Below are 17,099 nucleotides of genomic sequence, written 5' to 3' on the forward strand. Positions count from 1 at the left end.
AAGATACGGAACGTGTTGTCTGGGGGCTGTGTCGGGGGCGGTGCGCCGGTGGCCTGGAAGACGACGTCCACCCAGTAATTGGAGTTGCCGAAGCTGTTGATGGGGAAGGAGCCCGCGGTGCCGTAGCTGAAGACGCCGTTGCCGCCGCTGGTGCTGCCGGGCAGCGCGAAGAGGGGCGGGGCGTCCTGACCGCTGGCGAGGCCACCGTTGTCGAAGGCGTACGCGCCGGCGGGGGCGTGGTACGAGGCGACGTAGGTGGTGTTGGCGGCGATGGCGACAGGGGTGGAGAACGTCACCTCCTGCCAGCCGGTGGCCGTCTCGGAGGTGAAGGTGGCGAAGGCCAGGCGTTGCCCGTTGGCGCTCCAGAGGCTTCCCACGTGGGTGCCGGTGTTTGCGGCGCCCTTGTAGAAGCGGACGCCCAGCACGTTGCCGCTCACGTTCGTCTTGAACTTCACGCCGAGCTCCACGGGGGCGGAGTCGTTGGCGACGGAGGCGACGGCGGGCGTGGCGGTGACAGGCCAGAGGGTGACCGGCTCAGCCGGGCGGAAGACGACGTCCACCCAGTAGTTGGAGTCGCCGAAGCTGCTGCTGGGGAAGGAGCCCGCGGCGCCGTAGGTGAAGACGCCGTTGCCGCCGCTGATGGCGCCCGCGAGCGCGTGGAGGGGAGGGGCGTCCACGGTCGAGGCCAGCCCCGCGCTGGTGAAGCCGTAGGCGCCGCCAGGCGCGTGGTACGAGGCGACGTACGTGGTGTTGGCGCTGATGCGCACGGGCGTGGCGAACATCACCTCCTGCCAGCCGGTGGCCGTTTCGGACGTGAAGGTGGCGAAGGCGAGGCGCGCGCCAGCGGCGCTCCAGAGACTTCCCACGTGGGTGCCGGTGTTGGCGGGGCCCTTGTAGAAGCGGATGCCGAGGATGTCTCCCTCGATGTCGGACTGGAACTTCACGCCCAACTCCACCGGGGCGAAGTCATTGGTGACAGAGGGGACGGCGGGGGTGGAGGAGGGGGCGAATAGTGTGTACGTCGGCTGTGCGCGCGCGGCGGTGGGCAGCGCGAGCAGGACGGCCGCGAGCAGCGCCAGCGCGTGGGCGCGTGGGCGCCTCGCGACCCAGTTGGGCCGTGGCTTCGAGGGTGTCATTCGGACTTTTCCTTGGGGGATGGCACGACGAGACAGAGCAGCGGCGGCATTTTGCTGTCTGCCTCTGGCGTGGACAATGACGCGAGACGTAGGTCCGCGAGTCATTGCCGCATGCCGCGATTTTTGGTTTCGAGGCGGTCGGCATCAGAGCGCCGCGAAGATGTCGCCGAGGGTGGCGAGCATCGACTCCGAGTCCCGCACCTGGAACGTCGCCGCCTGGACGCTCGCGGATTCGATGCGGTCAACGCGGAGCATGCGCACCGCTCCGCGCAAGTGGTCCCAGACGAGCAGGTACCACGCGGGCCAGCTCAGCAGCAGGTAGTGCGGCTCCACGATGCGCACCGTGCGCACGTCGTTCGAGCGGTACGTCAGCTCCAGGGCGCGCTGCTCGAAGAAGGACTCCTGGAGGGGACGTAGCACCGCCGCTCGCGGAGGCTTCCAGGTCGCGGTGACGTTCCGTGACGTGGGGCCAACGAGGATGCGACGGCGCAGCTTGCCGACGCGTGCGCGCTCCTCCGGTGGGAACGAGGCGGCGAGCTTCTGACGCAGGCTCTTGAGTGTCGAGAGCAGGAGCGGGGACTCGAGTCGCTCAGCGAGCGCCAGGGCGAGCAGGAGGTCGAGCAGCTCCTGGGCGCTGAGCTGCACGCGCCCGAGCCCCGTCCGGGGCGGTACCCGGATGCCGCCGCCTCGGCCTGGGTCCGACTCGATGGGGACTCCGCGGGCGGAAAGCCGGGACAAATCCCGTCGGACGGTACGCACGCAGACGCCGAGCTCCTCCGCCAGCTCCGGGGCCGTCCAGGACGGCCGGGAGGCGAGGAGGCCCAGGACACGGTCCAGGCGGTCGGTGACGGGCTCGCGCTTCAAACGTGACTCATTCTGTCACGTTCTGGGGCCATGGTCATTGGGTCGCGAACGGGCGGCCACGAGACGAGAGAACCCCATGAACACCTTGCGCGGATTGTGCACCTTCAACCTCTGGGCGGATGACCTTCGAGCGGCGACGCGCTGGTACGCGGAGCTGCTCGGCGTGGAGCCTTACTTCAGCAGCGAGGCCGCCGGACGCGGTCCCGGGTACGTCGAGTTTCGCATCGGTGATTACCAGCATGAGCTGGGCATCATCGACCGGCGATTTGCTCCGCCGGGGCTCGCCACGGCGCGGGGCGGTACGGTCGTCTACTGGCATGTCGACGACATCGCCGCCACGCTCGAACGGTTGCTCTCGCTGGGGGCCCAGCTCCTCGAAGGCATCACCGAGCGTGGCCCCGGCTTCGTCACGGCGTCTGTCATCGACCCCTTTGGGAACGTGCTGGGCATCATGTTCAACCGTCACTACCTGGACATCCTGGGAGGTACCCGTGGCCAGCGTTAGGCGGGAGGTGCGTGGCGGCGCGCCGATGGATGCGCCGGTGATTGCGTTCCGGAATGCGGCGGAGTTCGAGGTCTGGCTCCAGACGCATGCCGATGCTCCAACTGGTGTCTGGTTGAAGCTGGCGAAGAAAGGGACGGACATCCCGTCGCTCACCGATGACGAGGCAGTCGACGTCGGGCTCTGCTTTGGATGGATTTCGGGGCAACGAAGGTCGCTCGATGCCCGCTTCTATCTGCAGAAGTACGTCCCGCGCCGGCCGCGCAGCCGCTGGTCCTGCGTGAATGTGAGGAAGGTCGAGGCGCTGCTACGCGCGGGCAGGATGCGGCCCTCGGGGCTCGCCGAGGTCGAGGCCGCCAAGGCGGATGGACGCTGGGACGCGGCCTACGCGTCCCAGAAGAACGCCACGGTGCCGGAGTGCCTGACGGTGGCGCTGGCTGCGAGCCCGCGTGCCGCGCGGGTGTTCGAGGCGCTTGGCAAGACGCGGAGGTACGGACTCATCCTCAAGGTGATGACTGCGCGTACCGAGAAGGGGCGCGCGAGTCAGGTCCGCCGTGTCGTCGCGGAGCTGGACGCGGCGGCGGATTGAGCGCGGGTGGGGCACATGCTGCCCACCAGGGTCAATCCGCTCATGGGTGCGAGCGGCTCCGCTCCTGGATGAAGCGATCGAGGTCCTCGTCCTGCCCCAGATGGCGGAGCGCGCGCGCCTGGTGGCCAGCGTGGCGAAAGCCGGCCTTCTCCAGCACACGCCGGGAGCCGGGGTTGCGGGAGAAACAACTGGCATGGAGGGACTCCAGCCCGAGCGTCTCGAAGCCGTAGCGGACCAGGGTCTGGGCTGCCTCCGTGCCAAGGCCCTGTCCCCAGTACGCGCGGCCGAGCCAGTATGAGAGCTCGGCCGTGCGAGGGTGCTCCACGTCGGCCTCCACCAGCCCGGCCAGGCCCATGAACTCGCCAGACTCGGAATGGCTGAGCGCGAAGACATGGGAACGTGCATCCAGCGAGGCAATCCAGGCTTCCGCCATGCCGTCCTCGAACGGATGTGGGATTCCCGCCGCGTTCGCCGCCACCTCACGGTCACCCGCCAGGCGCTGAATGGCGCTGGCGTCGTCAGGGAGGAGGGGGCGGAGAATCATACGAGCGCTCACGAGAGCTTTGTCCCCACGCTCAGGGGCGAGCGCGCGCCGGATGGCAGGGCGCAGGTCGGCCGCATTGAGCGCGTCCAGGGCAAGCTCCCATCGGCCTTCGGCGCAGAGCCCGCTCAGGCCACCGTCCTCATGCGCTCGCAGGGCCACTGTCCGCAGCGCTTCGCGAACCGCCTCGGCGACCGCGTGCCCTGCTTCGTCACAACGCTTGCAATCGAGCTCGACACCGAGGCGGCTGCGCCTCCCGTCCTCGGTGAGGATCCAGGGGCGCACCATCCAGGGCGGGTCATGGCGCATGTGCTGCCGGTGGCCACACTCGAGGTCAGCCACCCAGTGGTCTTCCCGGTCGAGGTGGAAGCCTGTGATTTTCTGCTGCATGGGTCCCATCTTCTCCCAGGATGGCACCGACGCAAGCCTCGACGGCGATGCCAGCTTCGGGAGGCTCGTCCTGGAGCGCCAGGCGGCTCAGGGGCGGACGACGCAGCGGAACCCGATGTGCGACGTGCCGCTGTCCACGGCCTGCGGTGAGCGCGCCGCCGGGCGGTAGCGCAGGCAGTAGTTCGGCGCGCACAGGTGGCTGCCGCCCTTGAGGACGCGCCGGGGAATCTTCACCTTCGGCAGGCACGGGTCCAGGCTGCGATCCGACGTGGCAGGTCCCCGCGGATTGACGGGGATGCAGCAGGGCTTTCCGCCGTTCGCCTCGTGCCGCTCCTGGTACCAGTCCGAGGTCCACTCCCATACGTTGCCGGCCATGTCGAAGAGGCCGTAGGCGTTCGGTGGGAAGTTGCCCACCGGGGACGTGCCCTCGAAGCCGTCCGTGTTCAGGTTCTGCCAGGGGAACTCACCCTGCCAGGTGTTGGCCATCAGCCTGCCACCCGGCGCGAACTCGTCACCCCAGACGTAGACCTTCCGGTCCAGGCCTCCGCGCGCGGCGTACTCCCATTCCGCCTCGGTGGGCAGCGCCTTGCCCGCCCAGTTCGCGTAGGCGAGCGCGTCCTCGAAGCAGACGTGCACCACGGGGTATTGTTCGCGCCCCTGCCAGGTGCTGCCCGCGCCCTCGGGGTGCTTCCAGCAGGCGCCCGCCGTATAGAACCACCACTGCGTCAGGTCGCGCAGGTCCACGCGAGCGAGCGTCTTCTTGAAGACGAGCGAGCCCGGGACGAGCAGCGCTGGATTCGCGCCGGGAAAGTCGTCGGGGTTCAAGGGGCGCTCGGCCACGGTGACATAGCCGGTGGCCTCCACGAAGCGCGCGAAGTCCGCGTTCGTCACCAGTTGGCTGTCCATCCAGAAGTCCGTCACCGTCACCTGGTGCGTCGGCCGCTCCTCCGGATAGTGATGGTCCGAGCCCATCCAGAACGTCCCACCGGGGATGTAGACCATGCCCGGCAGCGAGCGGGCTTCCTGCCTCGCGCCGTCCTCGAGGGGCCGGCCGCCCTGGGCCGGGACTTCGTCGGTGACGTCGATGCTCATGTGCGTGCCTCCTTCCCTGCGAGAACGGAGGGGCGCGCCGTGCCCCGGCAGCAAACGTGGGGGGCCCCGCGGCACGGAACAATCCGGCCCTCAGGGGTAGGCCTCGTGTCCGCGCCTGCTCCCGCCGATCGTCGCCCGGCCTGGGGGCGCTTGTGGGTTCCTGGACGCAGCCCCACCGTGGAGACGGCGCCCTCATGGACTCGCACTCGACGATTGCCGAATTCTCCCTGGTGAAGGGCGGGCTGCTCTTCGAGACCGAGCGCCGGCTCCGGCGGGGTCCGCGCAAGCGACATGACCCCGTGTTGCGGGCGCTGGCCTTCTCGGCGATCGGCTGGTTGCCCCTGCTGCTCTTCACGCTGCCTTCGGACGGGCCAACCGTGGCCTCCCTGTTCAAGGAGCTCCAGGTCCATGCGCAGTTGCTGGTGGCGCTGCCCGTGCTCCTCGCCGCGGAGCCCTACATCGACGGCCGCCTGGCTTTCGCGGTCCGCCAGTTCCTCAATTCGAACCTGGTCGCGACAGGCAGCCTCCAGACGTTCGAGGCGGATGCCCGGCGAGCCATGCGCTGGCGGGACAGCTACATCGTGGAGGCGCTGCTGCTCATCCTGGCGTATTCCATCACGTTCATCACCCCGGCCGACCCCACCCGGGCGTGGACGCTCAGCGGCGATGGGACCTCCATGGCGGGGTGGTGGAACCTCGCCGTGAGCCAGCCCCTGTTCCGTTTCCTGGCGCTCCGGTGGCTCTGGCGTGGCGTGGTGTGGACCGCCTTCCTGCTGCGTGTGTCGCGTCTGCCGTTGACCCTGGTTCCGACACATCCGGACATGATGGGCGGGCTCGGGTTCCTGCCTGTCTGCCAGGCCAGCTTTTCGCCCGTGGTGTTCTCCCTGGCCGTGGTGGTGGCGGCATACACGTCCCGGGTGGAACCCAAGGACCTGTCGGCCAACCCAGCGGCCTACGTGATTCCGCTGGTGGTCATCGCGGCCGGCGCGGTGGTGCTGGTGTTCGGGCCGATGAGCTTCTTCGTGCCCCAGCTCGTGCGGGCGAAGCGGATCGGTGACGAGGACTTCTCGAAGGTCGCGGCCAAGCACTCGCGGCAGTTCGAACGCAAGTGGTTCCGGGGCGGACCGGAGCCGGAGCTGCTGGGCGCGCCGGAGATGTCCTCGCTGGCGGATATCGGCACGGCCTTCACGCTGGCGCGGAAGATGCGCCTGTTGCTCTGGGACAAGATGGCCCTACTGGCCGTGGTGGGGGCGGCGATGGCGCCACTGGTCATGTTGCTGGTGATGGACCGGCAGTTCATCTCCGTCCTCAAGTTCATCCACGATGGCTTGAGGTGACGCGGGCCCAGAGGGCTCCGGGCCCGGTCATGCCGATGCGCTCAGAACGTGGCGCCGACGTTCAGCGTGGCGTTGTAGCTGGAGCCTCCCGCGAACGTGACCTCTGTCAGGGGCTGCTCCTTCGCGGGCGGCAGCGTGGGGACGAGCTCCTGATTGAAGAGGAGGTTGTAGTTGGCCCGCAGGTCCGCGGTGAAGGAGCCGGTGTAGAAGCGCAGCCCCGCGCCCAGCGGCACGGCGCCAGCGGTGTCGTCGCGGTAGCCCAGCGCTTCCGCGCCGCGGCGGACGTTGTACCAGTTCATTCCGAGGCCGCCGAGGAGGTATGGCTGAACGGGGCTCGCCGTCAGGCCGATGGTGGCCACGGCCTGACCGCCGTTGCGGACGATGTCCGGGTTTCGCGCCAGTCCCTCCAGGCCGCGCCGGTCGAGCTTGTTGATGGCGCCGGTGTAGCCCAGCTCGATGCCCAGCACGGTGGATGGTTTGAGCGTGGCCGTGGCGCCGTACGCCGCGCCCGGATCGATTCGGGGGGCCAGCCCACCGCTGTAGCCCTCCACGCCGCCGCCCACGGTGACGGTGAGCCCGCGCATGTCGGGCTTGTCCTTGGCCAGCGCCGTGCCTCCGCACAACGCGCCCGCGATGGCCAGAGCTTGGATTCGTTTCATTTCGAGCGCCTCCAACAGATGGGATTGTTCCGCCAGGAAGCTGGGGCCGCGGACAGGCCGCTACAAGCCGAGCCGGCAAGGCATCTCCGCGAGCCCTCCCAAGCGTGCCTGTGTCCCACCGCCGGACACCCCACCTGGGGCGGCGGCATGGACCGGCCGGGTTGAAACGGGAATCGCGTGGCTTTATAGAGGGGGGCGCCAGTGGCCTCATCGTGAGGGTGTCTGGCCCGGACGAGGCGCGCCGTACCCGGTCAGGACAAGACGACGCGACAACGGGAGTCGTACGTCATGTCCTGGATTCTACTCGTCATCGCAGGGTTGCTCGAGGTTGGTTGGGCCATCGGTCTCAAGTACACCGAGGGCTTCACTAGGCTGGTACCAAGCGTCCTCACGGGCGGTGCCATCGTCGCCAGCATGGTGCTCCTGGGGATCGCCGCGAAGAACCTGCCCATTGGCACGGCCTATGGTGTTTGGGTCGGCATTGGCGCCGTGGGCGCGGCCATCATGGGCATCGTGCTCTTCAATGAGCCGGCCACGCCCGCGCGCGTCTTCTTCCTGGTGTTGCTCCTCACCTCCATCGTGGGCTTGAAGGTCACCAGCGGCCAGTAGGTGGCTCTTCGGTGCTGATTTCCCGGGCGCTGCCTTGAAGGCAGCGCTACACGTGGGGGTCATGCGCGATGCGTTCCTGGGTGGAGGTCGTCCGAAGCGGCGGGGCCTGTGGCGGTATGCCCTGGGCGTGATGGGGCTGGGCGCGGGCGTGGGTGCCCTCCTCACGTGGACGACGACGGACGGCCTCCAGTCTTTCGGGGCGCGGGCGGATGGGGCACGCCTGGAGCGGATGAAGGCATCGTCGCGCTACCAGGCCGGCATCTTCATCAACACCGCCGGTGCCAGGCTGCCGCAGAATGGGCCGGACTGGGGCACGTTGAAGGAGATGCTCTTCGGCACCCAGCAGCGCACGCCGCCGTCCGCGCTGCCCATGGAACGGGATGTGGCCGCGGCGCTGGCGAAGCAGCCGGAGAGCGGCCTGCGCGTGACGTGGCTGGGCCACTCCACGCTGCTGGTAGAGATTGACGGCTTCCGCATTCTCACAGACCCCATCTGGAGCGAGCGCGCGTCGCCGTCCACCATCGCTGGACCGAAGCGGTTCCATCCGCCTCCGCTTCCGTTGGACGCGCTGCCAGAGGTGGACGCGGTGCTGCTGTCGCATGACCACTACGACCACCTGGACATGCCCACCATCCGGGCGCTGGTGCCGCGTCAGGTGACGTTCTACGCGCCGCTGGGCGTGGGGGCGCACCTGGAGAAGTGGGGCGTGCCGGCGGAGCGCGTGGTGGAGCTGGACTGGTGGCAGGAGGTGTCGCTGGGGGAGGGGGAGGGCCGCCTGCGCATGGTGGCCACGCCCGCGCAGCACTTCTCTGGCCGGGGCCTGACGGACCGCAACAGCACGTCCTGGACGTCGTGGACGCTGCTGGGCCCGCGGCATCGGGTCTTCTTCAGCGGGGACACGGGGCTGACGGAGGAGTTCGCGGAGGTGGGGCGCCGCTTCGGTCCGTTCGACGTCACCATGTTCGAGGTGGGCGCCTTCCATCCCTCTTGGGGAAGCATCCACCTGGGGCCGCAGCAGGCGCTGAAGGCGCATGAGATGGTGCGGGGGCGCACCTTGCTGCCCATCCACTGGGGGACGTTCAGCCTGGCGCTGCACGCCTGGGATGCGCCCGCGAACGAGCTGACGGCCGGGGCGCGCGAGCGGGGCGTGAGTCTGCTCACGCCCGTCCTGGGCCGCCCCGTGGAGCCGACGCGGGAGCGGGCGGACACGGCGTGGTGGAGCACGGTGCAGACCGCTGCTGTCGCTGGCGACGCGCCTTGATGTATCCCAGTGGCGGCGGAGGGCACGAGGATGGAGACGGGCGGACAGGTCTCCCTCGGGTTCGACGTGGGGTACCCCTCTTGCGGTTCGGGGCCACGCGCTGACGCTGGTTTCAATGCCGAGTTGTGGTGGGTGACGTCCATGCCCGGCGTGAATTTGCGCTGGGAAAGCAGTCGCCCGTGTCCGCGGAGTAAGGGGTTCCCGAGGGATTGCACCCCCGCACGCTGGCGCCCACAATGCGACGCGCCTGGATTGTCAGATGAAGCATCATTTCCCGTTTTGAGCCCGGATCGGGCACGGCCGGATGCGACTCTCACTCACCCATAAAATCACCCTGGCGCCCATCATCGTGGCGCTCCTGTTTGTCCTTCTCTCTCAGGGCTACACCGTGCCGCGGCTCCAGGAGGCCTTCGAGGCGCAGGGGCGGGAGCTGAGCGGCGCGCTGCCTACGGTGCTCGCCGCCGCGGTGGCGGACGGCATGAAGCGGAGCGCGCACGACGAGGTCCAGCAGACGCTGGAGGCCGTGGCTCGGCATGGTGGGGCGGCCTACGTCGCCGCGTTCGACGCGGGTGGGACGTTGGTGGGCGTGGCCGGTGAGAAGGCACAGATGCTACGGGACGCCCGCGAGCAGTTGAGGTCTTCCGAGGAAGGGCTCGTCCTGCGGGATGGGGACACGGAGCTGCAGGACCTGATGGCGCCGGTTCCGGGTGACGCGGGCTGGGTCCACGTGGGCTTCGACCGCACCCATGCGCGTGGGCTCGTCGAGGGGGCGCTGGCGAACGTGGGCATCACCGTGCTGGTCGCGCTGCTCGTCTTCACCGCGGCGGCCTTCCTGGTCAGCCGCGCCATCGTGTCGCCCCTGAACCAGCTCTCCTCCGCGGTTCGCCATATCGCCGAGCGCGGCGACCTGCGGCAGACCATTCGCATCGACTCGGATGACGAGGTGGGGCAGCTCGCGCGGGCCGTGGGCATGCTGGTGGGCAAGCTGAAGGAGCTGCTGCATCAGCTCCAGTCCTCCACGGAGCTGCTGAGTGACTCGGTGTCGGGGCTGACGGAGTCGGCGGAGCAGCAGAATGAGATGGTGACGCGCCACGCGGCCGCGCTGCAGGAGACGCAGGTGACGGCGCAGGAGATTCGCCAGACGGCGATGCTGGCGTCGGGCTCCGCGGAGTCCGTCATCCAGGTGGCCGAGCGCGCCGAGCAGCTGAGCCGCACCGGCGAAGAGGCCGTCTCGGCGAGCATCGACGGCATGGAGGAGGTGCGCAACCAGGTGGCGGAGATCGCCGCGCGCATCACCTCCCTGGGCGAGCGGACCCGGCAGATCAGCGGCATCACCGAGACGGTGAAGGACCTGGCGGACCAGTCCCACCTGCTGGCCGTCAACGCCGCCATCGAAGCGGCGCGCTCCGGGGAGCACGGCAAGGGCTTCGTCGTGGTGGCGAAGGAGATTCGCGCGCTGGCGGACCAGTCCATTCGCGCCACCAACCAGGTGCGGCGCATCCTCCAGGACATCAATCAGGCCATCATCGGCACGGTGGAGATCACCGTCGAAGGCACCGAGCGCATGGAGGCGGGGCTGGCGCAGGTCCGCACGTCCGGCGAGACGCTGAAGGAGCTCACCGCCATCGTGGAGGACAGCACCGCGGCGGCGCGGCAGATCGCGCGGACGGTCAGCCAGCAGGCCACGGGAATCGAGCAGATCTTCACCGCGGTCAACGAGCTGAACACCCTGATGACGGACACCGTGTCCCGCATCTCCACGACCAGTGACTCCGCCATGTCCTTGAAGATGCTCTCCGAGCGCGTCTCCCAGGTCGTCCGCGCCTACGACGTCTGACGTCGCCGCGCTGGAGAAGCGGTGCGCTTCTTCGACCGCTACGACGCGGACGGAGCGGCCTTCTTTCGTGGCGCGTGTTTCGTGGCGCGGGAGCGTTTCGCTGAGACGCGGCGGCGCTTCGCGCCCAGACGCACCTCATCGCTCCGGCAGACGCGCACATGGAGGAAGCGCTGGAGCTGGGAGAGCGTCAGGTCATGGTCGTCGTCGCTCTCCGCCGCGCAGCAGTCGCTCAGCACCGTGAGCTGGTATTCGTGCATGTGCGCGTCATGGGCGCTGAAGAAGATGCACAGGTTGGTGGCCAGCCCCGCGAGGATGAGCTTCCGCGTGCCCAGATGCTCCAACAAGGGCACCAGGGAGGTGGCGAAGAAGGCCGAGTGCTTGGGCTTGAGGATGAAGTAGTCGTCCGGCTCCGGCTTGAGGGCCCGGGCGATGTTCCGGCCCCGGCTCCCTTGGCGGGTGCAATGGGCGTAGGTGTCGCGGAAGTTGCTGCGCCAGTACCCGAAGTTGTCGTTGACGTAGATGACAGGGACGCCGGCCCGCCGCATCCTGGCCGCGAAGGGGCCCAGGCGCTCCACCATGCGCAGCGCCCACGGGAGGACCTTCTCCCCGCCGGGGAAGTCCAGGTCGTTGATGACGTCGATGATGAGCAGGGCCGTGTCGGAGCGTTTCCCCGCTGACAGCCGCTGCCGTGGCTTCGTGGTTCTGGCCTTCCGCGTCACATCCACCCCGTCTTCCGGAGGCTGCTGCGCGGAAGGGTAAGCACGGCCCCGGGGAACGGCGAGTCACCTTCGTCAGCGGGACTCCGCCTTCTTGTAGCGCAGGCGCTTCATGGCCTCGAAGCGGGCCCTGTCCTTGGGCGGCGTGGTGGCCACCAGCCCTTCGAGCATGCGCTTCGAGCTCTGGAAGATCTCCTCGACGGCGACCTCGAAGGCGTCGGTGTTCTGCTTCGACGGCGTCCGCGTCCCGGCGATCTTCCGGACGAACTGAAGCGCCGCCGCGCGGATGTCGGCATCGGTGGCGGGAGGCGCGAAGTTGAACAGGGGCTTGATGTTCCGGCACATGCCCTCAGGGTAGAGCGAGTCCGGAAAACAGGCCATTGCGCATCACGGCGTCCTCGTCGTGGGCGTGTCCTTCCCGGCGCCGAAGACCGAGTAGAGGACTGGGAGCACCACGAGGGTGAGCAGGGTGGACGACAGGATGCCTCCAATGACGACCGTGGCCAGGGGCCGCTGGACCTCCGCGCCGACGCCGGTGTTGAGCGCCATGGGCACGAAGCCGATGGCGGCCACCGCGGCGGTCATCAGCACGGGCCGCAGCCGGGACACGGCCGCCTGGCGGATGGCTTCGCCCAGGGCCTGGCCTTGCTCCAGCAAGGCGCGGACCCGTGAGACGAGCACCATGTCCCCCAGGACCGAGACGCCGGACAGGGCGATGAAGCCCACGGCGGCGGAGATGGAGAAGGGCAGGCCCCGCAGCAGAAGCGCGAGCACGCCGCCCACGAGCGCGAAGGGGACGCCCGCGAAGATGCGCACGGCGTCCAGGACGCGCTGATAGGTGAGGTAGAGCAGCAGGAAGATGAGCGCCAGCGCGACGGGCACCACGATGAGCAGGCGCGTCTGTGCGCGTTCGAGGTGTTCGAACTGACCGCCGTAGCGGACGTAGTAGCCCGCGGGCAGCTCCAGCCTCTCATCGAGAGTTCGGCGGACCTCCGCGACGAAGCCGCCGAGGTCGCGTTCTCGCACGTTGGCCTGGACCACCAGCCGCCGCTTGCCCCACTCGCGCTGGATGGTGGTGGGGCCGGACGTCTCCTTCATGGTCGTCAGCCGTCCCAGGGGAACGCGCTCGCCGCCGGGCGCGGCCACGGGGATGGTGGCGAGCTTCGTGGGCTCTTCGCGGTACTCCTCGGAGAGGCGCACGGCCAGGTCGAAGCGCCGCTCGCCTTCGCGCACCTCGCCGACGATGCGCGTGCCCACTGCTTCCACGACGTCGAGGACGGAGCGGGCGGGAATCCCGTAACGGGCCACCGCCGCCCGGTCCACCGTGACTTCCAGCACGGGCTGGCCCGTCACCTGCTCCACGGTGACGTCGGCGGCGCCGGGAATGGCCTTCACCAGGGTCTCCAACTCGCGGGCCTTGGCCTTGAGCACGTCGAGGTCATCCCCGAAGAGCTTGATGCCGACGTCGCTTCGCACGCCCGCGATCATCTCGTTGACGCGCATTTCAATGGGCTGGAGGAAGGCCATGCGCATGCCCGGGAGGTCCGCCAGTTCGGCCTTCATCTCGTTCACCAGCTCCTCCTGGGTGGTGGCCCGCTTCCACTGCGCCCGAGGCTCGAGGGTGATGAAGACGTCGGACAGCTCGACGCCCATGGGGTCCGTGGCCACCTCCGCGGTGCCGGTCCGGGTCCAGACGCGTCGCACCTCGTCCGGGAACCGGGACAGCAGCACCCGCTCTATCTGGCTGCCATAGCGGATGGATTCGGAGAGGGAGACCTCCGCCAGGCGCACGGTGTTGATGACGAGCGTGCCTTCGGACAGGCGGGGGACGAACTCGCTGCCGAGGCGCGTGGCGGCGAGGGTGGCTCCCACGATGAGGAGCGCGGCGGCGGCCAGGGTGACACGCGCGTGGGCCAGCGCCCATTCGAGGACGGGCCTGTAGATTCGTTGGAGCCAGCGCATGAGCCGTGGCTCATGGTGAGGGCCGCCGCCTCGCTTCAGCGCGAAGGAGGCCAGCACCGGCATCAGCGTCATGGAGAGCAGCGCACTGCCCAGGAGCGCGAAGATGACCGTGAGGGCCATGGGGCGGAACAACTTCCCCTCCACGCCTTCGAGGGCGAGGATGGGCAGGTAGACCACCATGATGATGAGCTCGCCGAAGAGCGTGGGCTTGCGGACCTCGACGGCGGCATCCCGCACCACCTCCAGCAGGGAGCGGCCGTCCCGGGCCTCGGAGAGTCGCCGCTCCGCGTTCTCCACCATGATGACGGAGGAGTCGACGACGAGCCCGAAGTCGATGGCGCCCAGCGACATGAGCGTGCCGGCGATGCCGAAGCGCAGCATCGCGTTGAAGGCGAACAGGAGCGACAGCGGAATGGCCGCCGCCACGATGAGGCCGGCGCGCCAGTTGCCCAGGAAGATGAAGAGCACCGCGATGACGAGCAACGCGCCTTCCAGCAGGTTGGTCCGGACGGTGCGCAGCACGTGGTCCACCAGCTCGGTGCGCTCATAGACGGGCTCCACGCGCACGTCCTCGGGCAGCGTCCGCTGGATGTCCTCCAGCCGCTGGGCGAGCGCCTTCGTCACCGTGTGGGAGTTTTCGCCTACCAGCATGAAGCCCAGGCCCAGCACGACCTCGCCCTCGCCATCCGCGGTGGTGGCGCCGCGCCGGATTTCATGGCCCACCTCGACGCGCGCCACGTCCCGGATTCGCACGGGGACGCCGTGGTGCGCCGCGATGACCACGTCCTCGATGGCTTTACCGTCCGCGAGCACTCCCACCCCGAGCACGAGCGTCGCCGTGCCGCCCCGCTCGAGCACGCCGCCCCCGACGTTGGCGTTGTTCTCCTCCAGCGCCCGGTAGATGTCTCCGAGGGACAGGTTGAACTGCTGCATGCGGCGGGGGTCTACGATGACGTGCCACTGCTTCTCCTCGCCGCCCCAGGCATTCACCTCCGCCACGCCCGGCACGCTGCGCAGTTGGGGCGCGATGACCCAGTCGTGCAGGGTGCGCAGCTCCTCAAGGTTCTTCGTCTGGCTCTTGACGAGATAGTGGAAGACCTCGCCCAGGCCGGTGGCGACGGGCCCGAGCGTCGGGGGCGTGATGCCCGCTGGCAACTGCACCCGGCTCAGCCGTTCGGACACCTGCTGCCGCGCGAACCACAGGTCGGCTCCGTCTTCGAACTGGAGGGTGACCTGGGAGAGGCCGAACTTGGAGATGGAGCGCAGCTCGCTGACGCGAGGCAGACCCGCGAGCGCCTGCTCCACGGGGATGGTGAGCTGGCGCTCCACTTCGGTGGGCGTGAGCGCCGGTGCGACGGTGTTGACCTGCACTTGCGTGGGCGTCGTGTCCGGGATGGCGTCGATGGGCAGCGCCCGGAAGGCGAGCAGACCCGAAACGACGAGGGCCCCCGTTCCCAGGAGGACGGCCCAGCGGTGGGACAACGACCATTCGATGAGCCGGGTGAGCATGGCGGCTACTCGCCTCCCGCCGTCTCGCAGCAGCCCGCGCCGATGGAGTCCTTGAGAATCTCCGTCTTGAGCAGGAAGGCGCCGGTGGTGACGACCTCCACCCCCGCCGAGAGGCCCTTGACGATTTCCACCTCCTCGCGCGTGCTGGCGCCCAGCTCCACCGCGACGGGCTCGTAGAGCCCCGGCTGCTTGCGCACGAAGACCAGCGTCTGGCCTCCCGCGCGCTGGATGGCCGCGTGGGGAACCAGCACCGCCTCATGCTCCGGGGCGACCTGCACCCGGGCCCTGAGGAAGAGCCCGGCCTTGAGGGCTCCGTCGGGGTTGGGCAGTTCGACCCGGGCGCGCACCGTGCGGGAGGCCCGGTCCACCGACGCGCCCACCCGGGTGAGCGTGGCGTCACGCGTCTGTCCGGGCATGCTGTCGAAGGTGAGGGTGACGCGCTGTCCCGCGCGAACCTGGGCCGCGTCCGCCTCCGGAATCTCCAACAGGGCCCACATGGTGCTCAGGTCCGCCACCTGGATGAGCGGCTGTCCAGCGGATGCATGGCGTCCGGCAACGGCGTCTCGCGCCACCACCGTCCCCGCGAAGGGTGCTGACAGGGCATAGGTCCCCTGCGGGCCCTGGCCGTTGGCGCCCGCGGCGGAGAGCGCCGCGCGGGCGGCATTGCGCTCGGCCTCGGCCGCCGCGACCTCCGCCTGGGCGGTCTCCACGTCTTTTCGTGCGCTGATTCCGCTCGTGGCCAGTTGCTGCTTACGCTCGAGCCCCGCGCGCGCCACCGTCAGCCGCGCCTGGGCCGCCGCCAGTCTCCCCTGGTCCGCGCCCACGGCCCCCGAGGTGACCAGCACGAGTGGCTCGCCCGCCTTCACCTCGTCGCCGACGTCCACGCGGACGTCCGTTATCAGCGCCTCGCTGCGGGCGGACAGCTGCGCCAGCCGGTTCTGGTTGAAGTCGAGCTGCCCGACGACGTCCAGGGTCCGGGCAAAGGGCCGCTTCACCGCGCGACGCGTCTGGATGCCAGCCTCGCGGGCCGTCTCGGCGGACGCGAGGCGGACGCGTGTGCCCGGCTCGGGGAAGGTGGGGGGCTGGGCGCCCGCGGCCTTCACCAGCTCCGGGTGGCAGTACGGGCAGACGGACTCCGGGAAGCCGTGCTCCCGGCAGTAGTCACCAGCTTCGATGAACTTCGCGACCAGCGACGGGTTGCATCGGGTGCAGCGGGACTCGGGGACCGCGTGCTCCTTGCACCAATCCTTGGGGGTGGTGTCCTGCGCGGTGAAGGTGAGGCCCGGGTTGCATTGGAAGCACTGGGATTCGGGGACGCCGTGCTCACCGCACCAGTCGTCCTGGTCCTTGAAGACGTCGATGAGGTCGGGGTTGCACCGGGTGCACAGCTCCGCGGGGACGCGGTGCTCACAGCGCGCGACCTCGGACGGGGTGGACGTGCCTCCCGAGGCGGCTGGAGCCGATGAAGGCTCCTTCGCCGTGGGGGGACTCGCTTGTTGGCTGCAACTGGCGGCGCTCAGTGCCAGCAGCACCGCCAGGACGCTGGGGCCGACTCGGGAGGCACGCATCTACTTCACGCCCTTCTTGGAGAGTTCCGGGTTGCAGAGGACGCACTGGGATTCGGGCCGCGCGTGCTCGGGGCACCAGTCACCCTTGGCCTTGAAGACGGGGGCCAGCTTCGGGTTGCAGCGGGCACAGAGGCTCTTCTGGACGCCGTGCTCGCAGCGCGGCTTCTCGGCCCCGGCCGTCTGGGGCTGCTGGGCGGGCTTGCTGCCGTCGGCCAGGACGGGAGCGGCGAACAGGGACAGGACGACGGACAGCGTACGCAGCGAGTGCATGATGAGGCGCTCCTGCCGGGGCGCGAGCCCACGGCGGTGGTGGCCCGCGCGAAGGTGCGCGGGAAGGTCGGACAGGGCTTGGGCGGAGCGGGAGGACGTTCGCGCACGTCCGGCCACGGCGCTCACAAGACACACGTCTCCCGTGAAGGGCGGCGTCAGGCTCTGGGCGGCTGGAAGATGTCGGTCCCCACGCCGGAGAGCGTGGGCTCAACGACGCGCGAGGGGATGGGCAGCGGCCGGGGCGGCGGGATGAGACG

At 69.3% G+C, this 17,099-nt stretch carries 17 protein-coding genes and 1 riboswitch; of the genes, 7 read left to right on the forward strand and 10 right to left on the reverse strand.

From position 1 onward, the window contains the following. The coding region (locus tag HNV26_RS32905; protein ID WP_171452947.1) for a DUF4082 domain-containing protein at window positions 1–1,136 on the reverse strand (1,136 nt) is incomplete at its 3' end. Between the two features lie 144 nt (window positions 1,137–1,280). After that, window positions 1,281–2,000 carry a helix-turn-helix transcriptional regulator gene (locus HNV26_RS32910; protein WP_171444967.1) on the reverse strand — a complete coding sequence of 240 codons (720 nt, stop codon included), beginning with the start codon at window positions 1,998–2,000 and terminating at the stop codon, window positions 1,281–1,283. A gap of 76 nt (window positions 2,001–2,076) precedes the next feature. On the opposite strand from HNV26_RS32910, the gene HNV26_RS32915 reads away from it, so the two are divergent. Beyond that, window positions 2,077–2,505, forward strand: a complete 429-nt coding sequence (locus HNV26_RS32915) for a VOC family protein (protein ID WP_171444968.1) — start codon at window positions 2,077–2,079, stop codon at window positions 2,503–2,505. Beyond that, window positions 2,492–3,091 carry a YdeI/OmpD-associated family protein gene (locus HNV26_RS32920; RefSeq protein ID WP_366817078.1) on the forward strand — a complete coding sequence of 200 codons (600 nt, stop codon included), beginning with the start codon at window positions 2,492–2,494 and terminating at the stop codon, window positions 3,089–3,091. Before HNV26_RS32915 ends, HNV26_RS32920 begins: the two co-directional genes overlap by 14 nt. A gap of 40 nt (window positions 3,092–3,131) precedes the next feature. Here the strand turns inward: HNV26_RS32920 and HNV26_RS32925 are convergent, their stop codons facing one another. Then, window positions 3,132–4,022 carry a GNAT family N-acetyltransferase gene (locus HNV26_RS32925; RefSeq protein ID WP_171444969.1) on the reverse strand — a complete coding sequence of 297 codons (891 nt, stop codon included), beginning with the start codon at window positions 4,020–4,022 and terminating at the stop codon, window positions 3,132–3,134. A gap of 87 nt (window positions 4,023–4,109) precedes the next feature. After that, on the reverse strand, window positions 4,110–5,114 hold the full coding sequence (locus HNV26_RS32930) for a formylglycine-generating enzyme family protein (protein ID WP_171444970.1): 1,005 nt from the start codon (window positions 5,112–5,114) through the stop codon (window positions 4,110–4,112). Window positions 5,115–5,308: 194 nt separating this feature from the next. Here HNV26_RS32930 and HNV26_RS32935 point away from each other — a divergent pair, with 194 nt between their 5' ends. Further along, a complete protein-coding gene (locus HNV26_RS32935; protein ID WP_216612951.1) occupies window positions 5,309–6,451 on the forward strand; it encodes a hypothetical protein in 1,143 nt (380 codons plus the stop codon). Between the two features lie 41 nt (window positions 6,452–6,492). Here the strand turns inward: HNV26_RS32935 and HNV26_RS32940 are convergent, their stop codons facing one another. Then, on the reverse strand, window positions 6,493–7,110 hold the full coding sequence (locus HNV26_RS32940) for a hypothetical protein (RefSeq protein WP_171444972.1): 618 nt from the start codon (window positions 7,108–7,110) through the stop codon (window positions 6,493–6,495). Window positions 7,111–7,317: 207 nt separating this feature from the next. Further along, a riboswitch (guanidine-III (ykkC-III) riboswitch) is annotated at window positions 7,318–7,381 on the forward strand. A 17-nt stretch (window positions 7,382–7,398) separates the two neighbouring features. On the opposite strand from HNV26_RS32940, the gene sugE reads away from it, so the two are divergent. The 3 genes from sugE to HNV26_RS32955 all read left to right on the forward strand — a co-directional run bounded on the left by sugE (window position 7,399) and on the right by HNV26_RS32955 (window position 10,817). After that, the gene (sugE, locus tag HNV26_RS32945) at window positions 7,399–7,719 is read left to right on the forward strand and encodes a quaternary ammonium compound efflux SMR transporter SugE (protein ID WP_171444973.1); all 321 of its coding nucleotides are present in this window, start codon (window positions 7,399–7,401) and stop codon (window positions 7,717–7,719) included. Window positions 7,720–7,780: 61 nt separating this feature from the next. After that, window positions 7,781–8,980, forward strand: a complete 1,200-nt coding sequence (locus tag HNV26_RS32950) for an MBL fold metallo-hydrolase (protein ID WP_171444974.1) — start codon at window positions 7,781–7,783, stop codon at window positions 8,978–8,980. Between the two features lie 304 nt (window positions 8,981–9,284). Beyond that, window positions 9,285–10,817: a methyl-accepting chemotaxis protein gene (locus HNV26_RS32955; protein WP_171444975.1), complete on the forward strand. Its 1,533-nt coding sequence runs from the start codon at window positions 9,285–9,287 to the stop codon at window positions 10,815–10,817. Window positions 10,818–10,855: 38 nt separating this feature from the next. Here HNV26_RS32955 and HNV26_RS32960 read toward each other — a convergent pair whose 3' ends face one another. The 5 genes from HNV26_RS32960 to HNV26_RS32980 form a co-directional block, all read right to left on the reverse strand. Further along, a complete protein-coding gene (locus HNV26_RS32960) occupies window positions 10,856–11,542 on the reverse strand; it encodes a cysteine hydrolase family protein (RefSeq protein WP_171444976.1) in 687 nt (228 codons plus the stop codon). A 66-nt stretch (window positions 11,543–11,608) separates the two neighbouring features. Beyond that, window positions 11,609–11,878, reverse strand: coding sequence for a DUF2277 domain-containing protein (locus HNV26_RS32965; RefSeq protein ID WP_171444977.1), 270 nt, complete (start codon window positions 11,876–11,878; stop codon window positions 11,609–11,611). 42 nt (window positions 11,879–11,920) lie between these two features. Next, window positions 11,921–15,004 (reverse strand): efflux RND transporter permease subunit, encoded by a 3,084-nt coding sequence (locus HNV26_RS32970; RefSeq protein WP_171444978.1) that lies wholly within the window; start codon window positions 15,002–15,004, stop codon window positions 11,921–11,923. Window positions 15,005–15,009: 5 nt separating this feature from the next. Continuing rightward, window positions 15,010–16,572: an efflux RND transporter periplasmic adaptor subunit gene (locus HNV26_RS32975; protein WP_171444979.1), complete on the reverse strand. Its 1,563-nt coding sequence runs from the start codon at window positions 16,570–16,572 to the stop codon at window positions 15,010–15,012. After that, complete coding sequence (locus tag HNV26_RS32980) at window positions 16,573–16,842, reverse strand: hypothetical protein (RefSeq protein WP_171444980.1); 270 nt, start codon at window positions 16,840–16,842, stop codon at window positions 16,573–16,575. It lies immediately after the preceding gene. Here HNV26_RS32980 and HNV26_RS38005 point away from each other — a divergent pair. Next, window positions 16,837–17,099, forward strand: a 263-nt coding sequence (locus tag HNV26_RS38005) for a hypothetical protein (RefSeq protein WP_216612952.1), incomplete at its 3' end; no start/stop codon positions are given. The genes HNV26_RS32980 and HNV26_RS38005 overlap by 6 nt on opposite strands.

The sequence above is a fragment of the Myxococcus xanthus genome (assembly GCF_013116825.1).
GTDB classification, from domain to species: domain Bacteria; phylum Myxococcota; class Myxococcia; order Myxococcales; family Myxococcaceae; genus Myxococcus; species Myxococcus xanthus_B.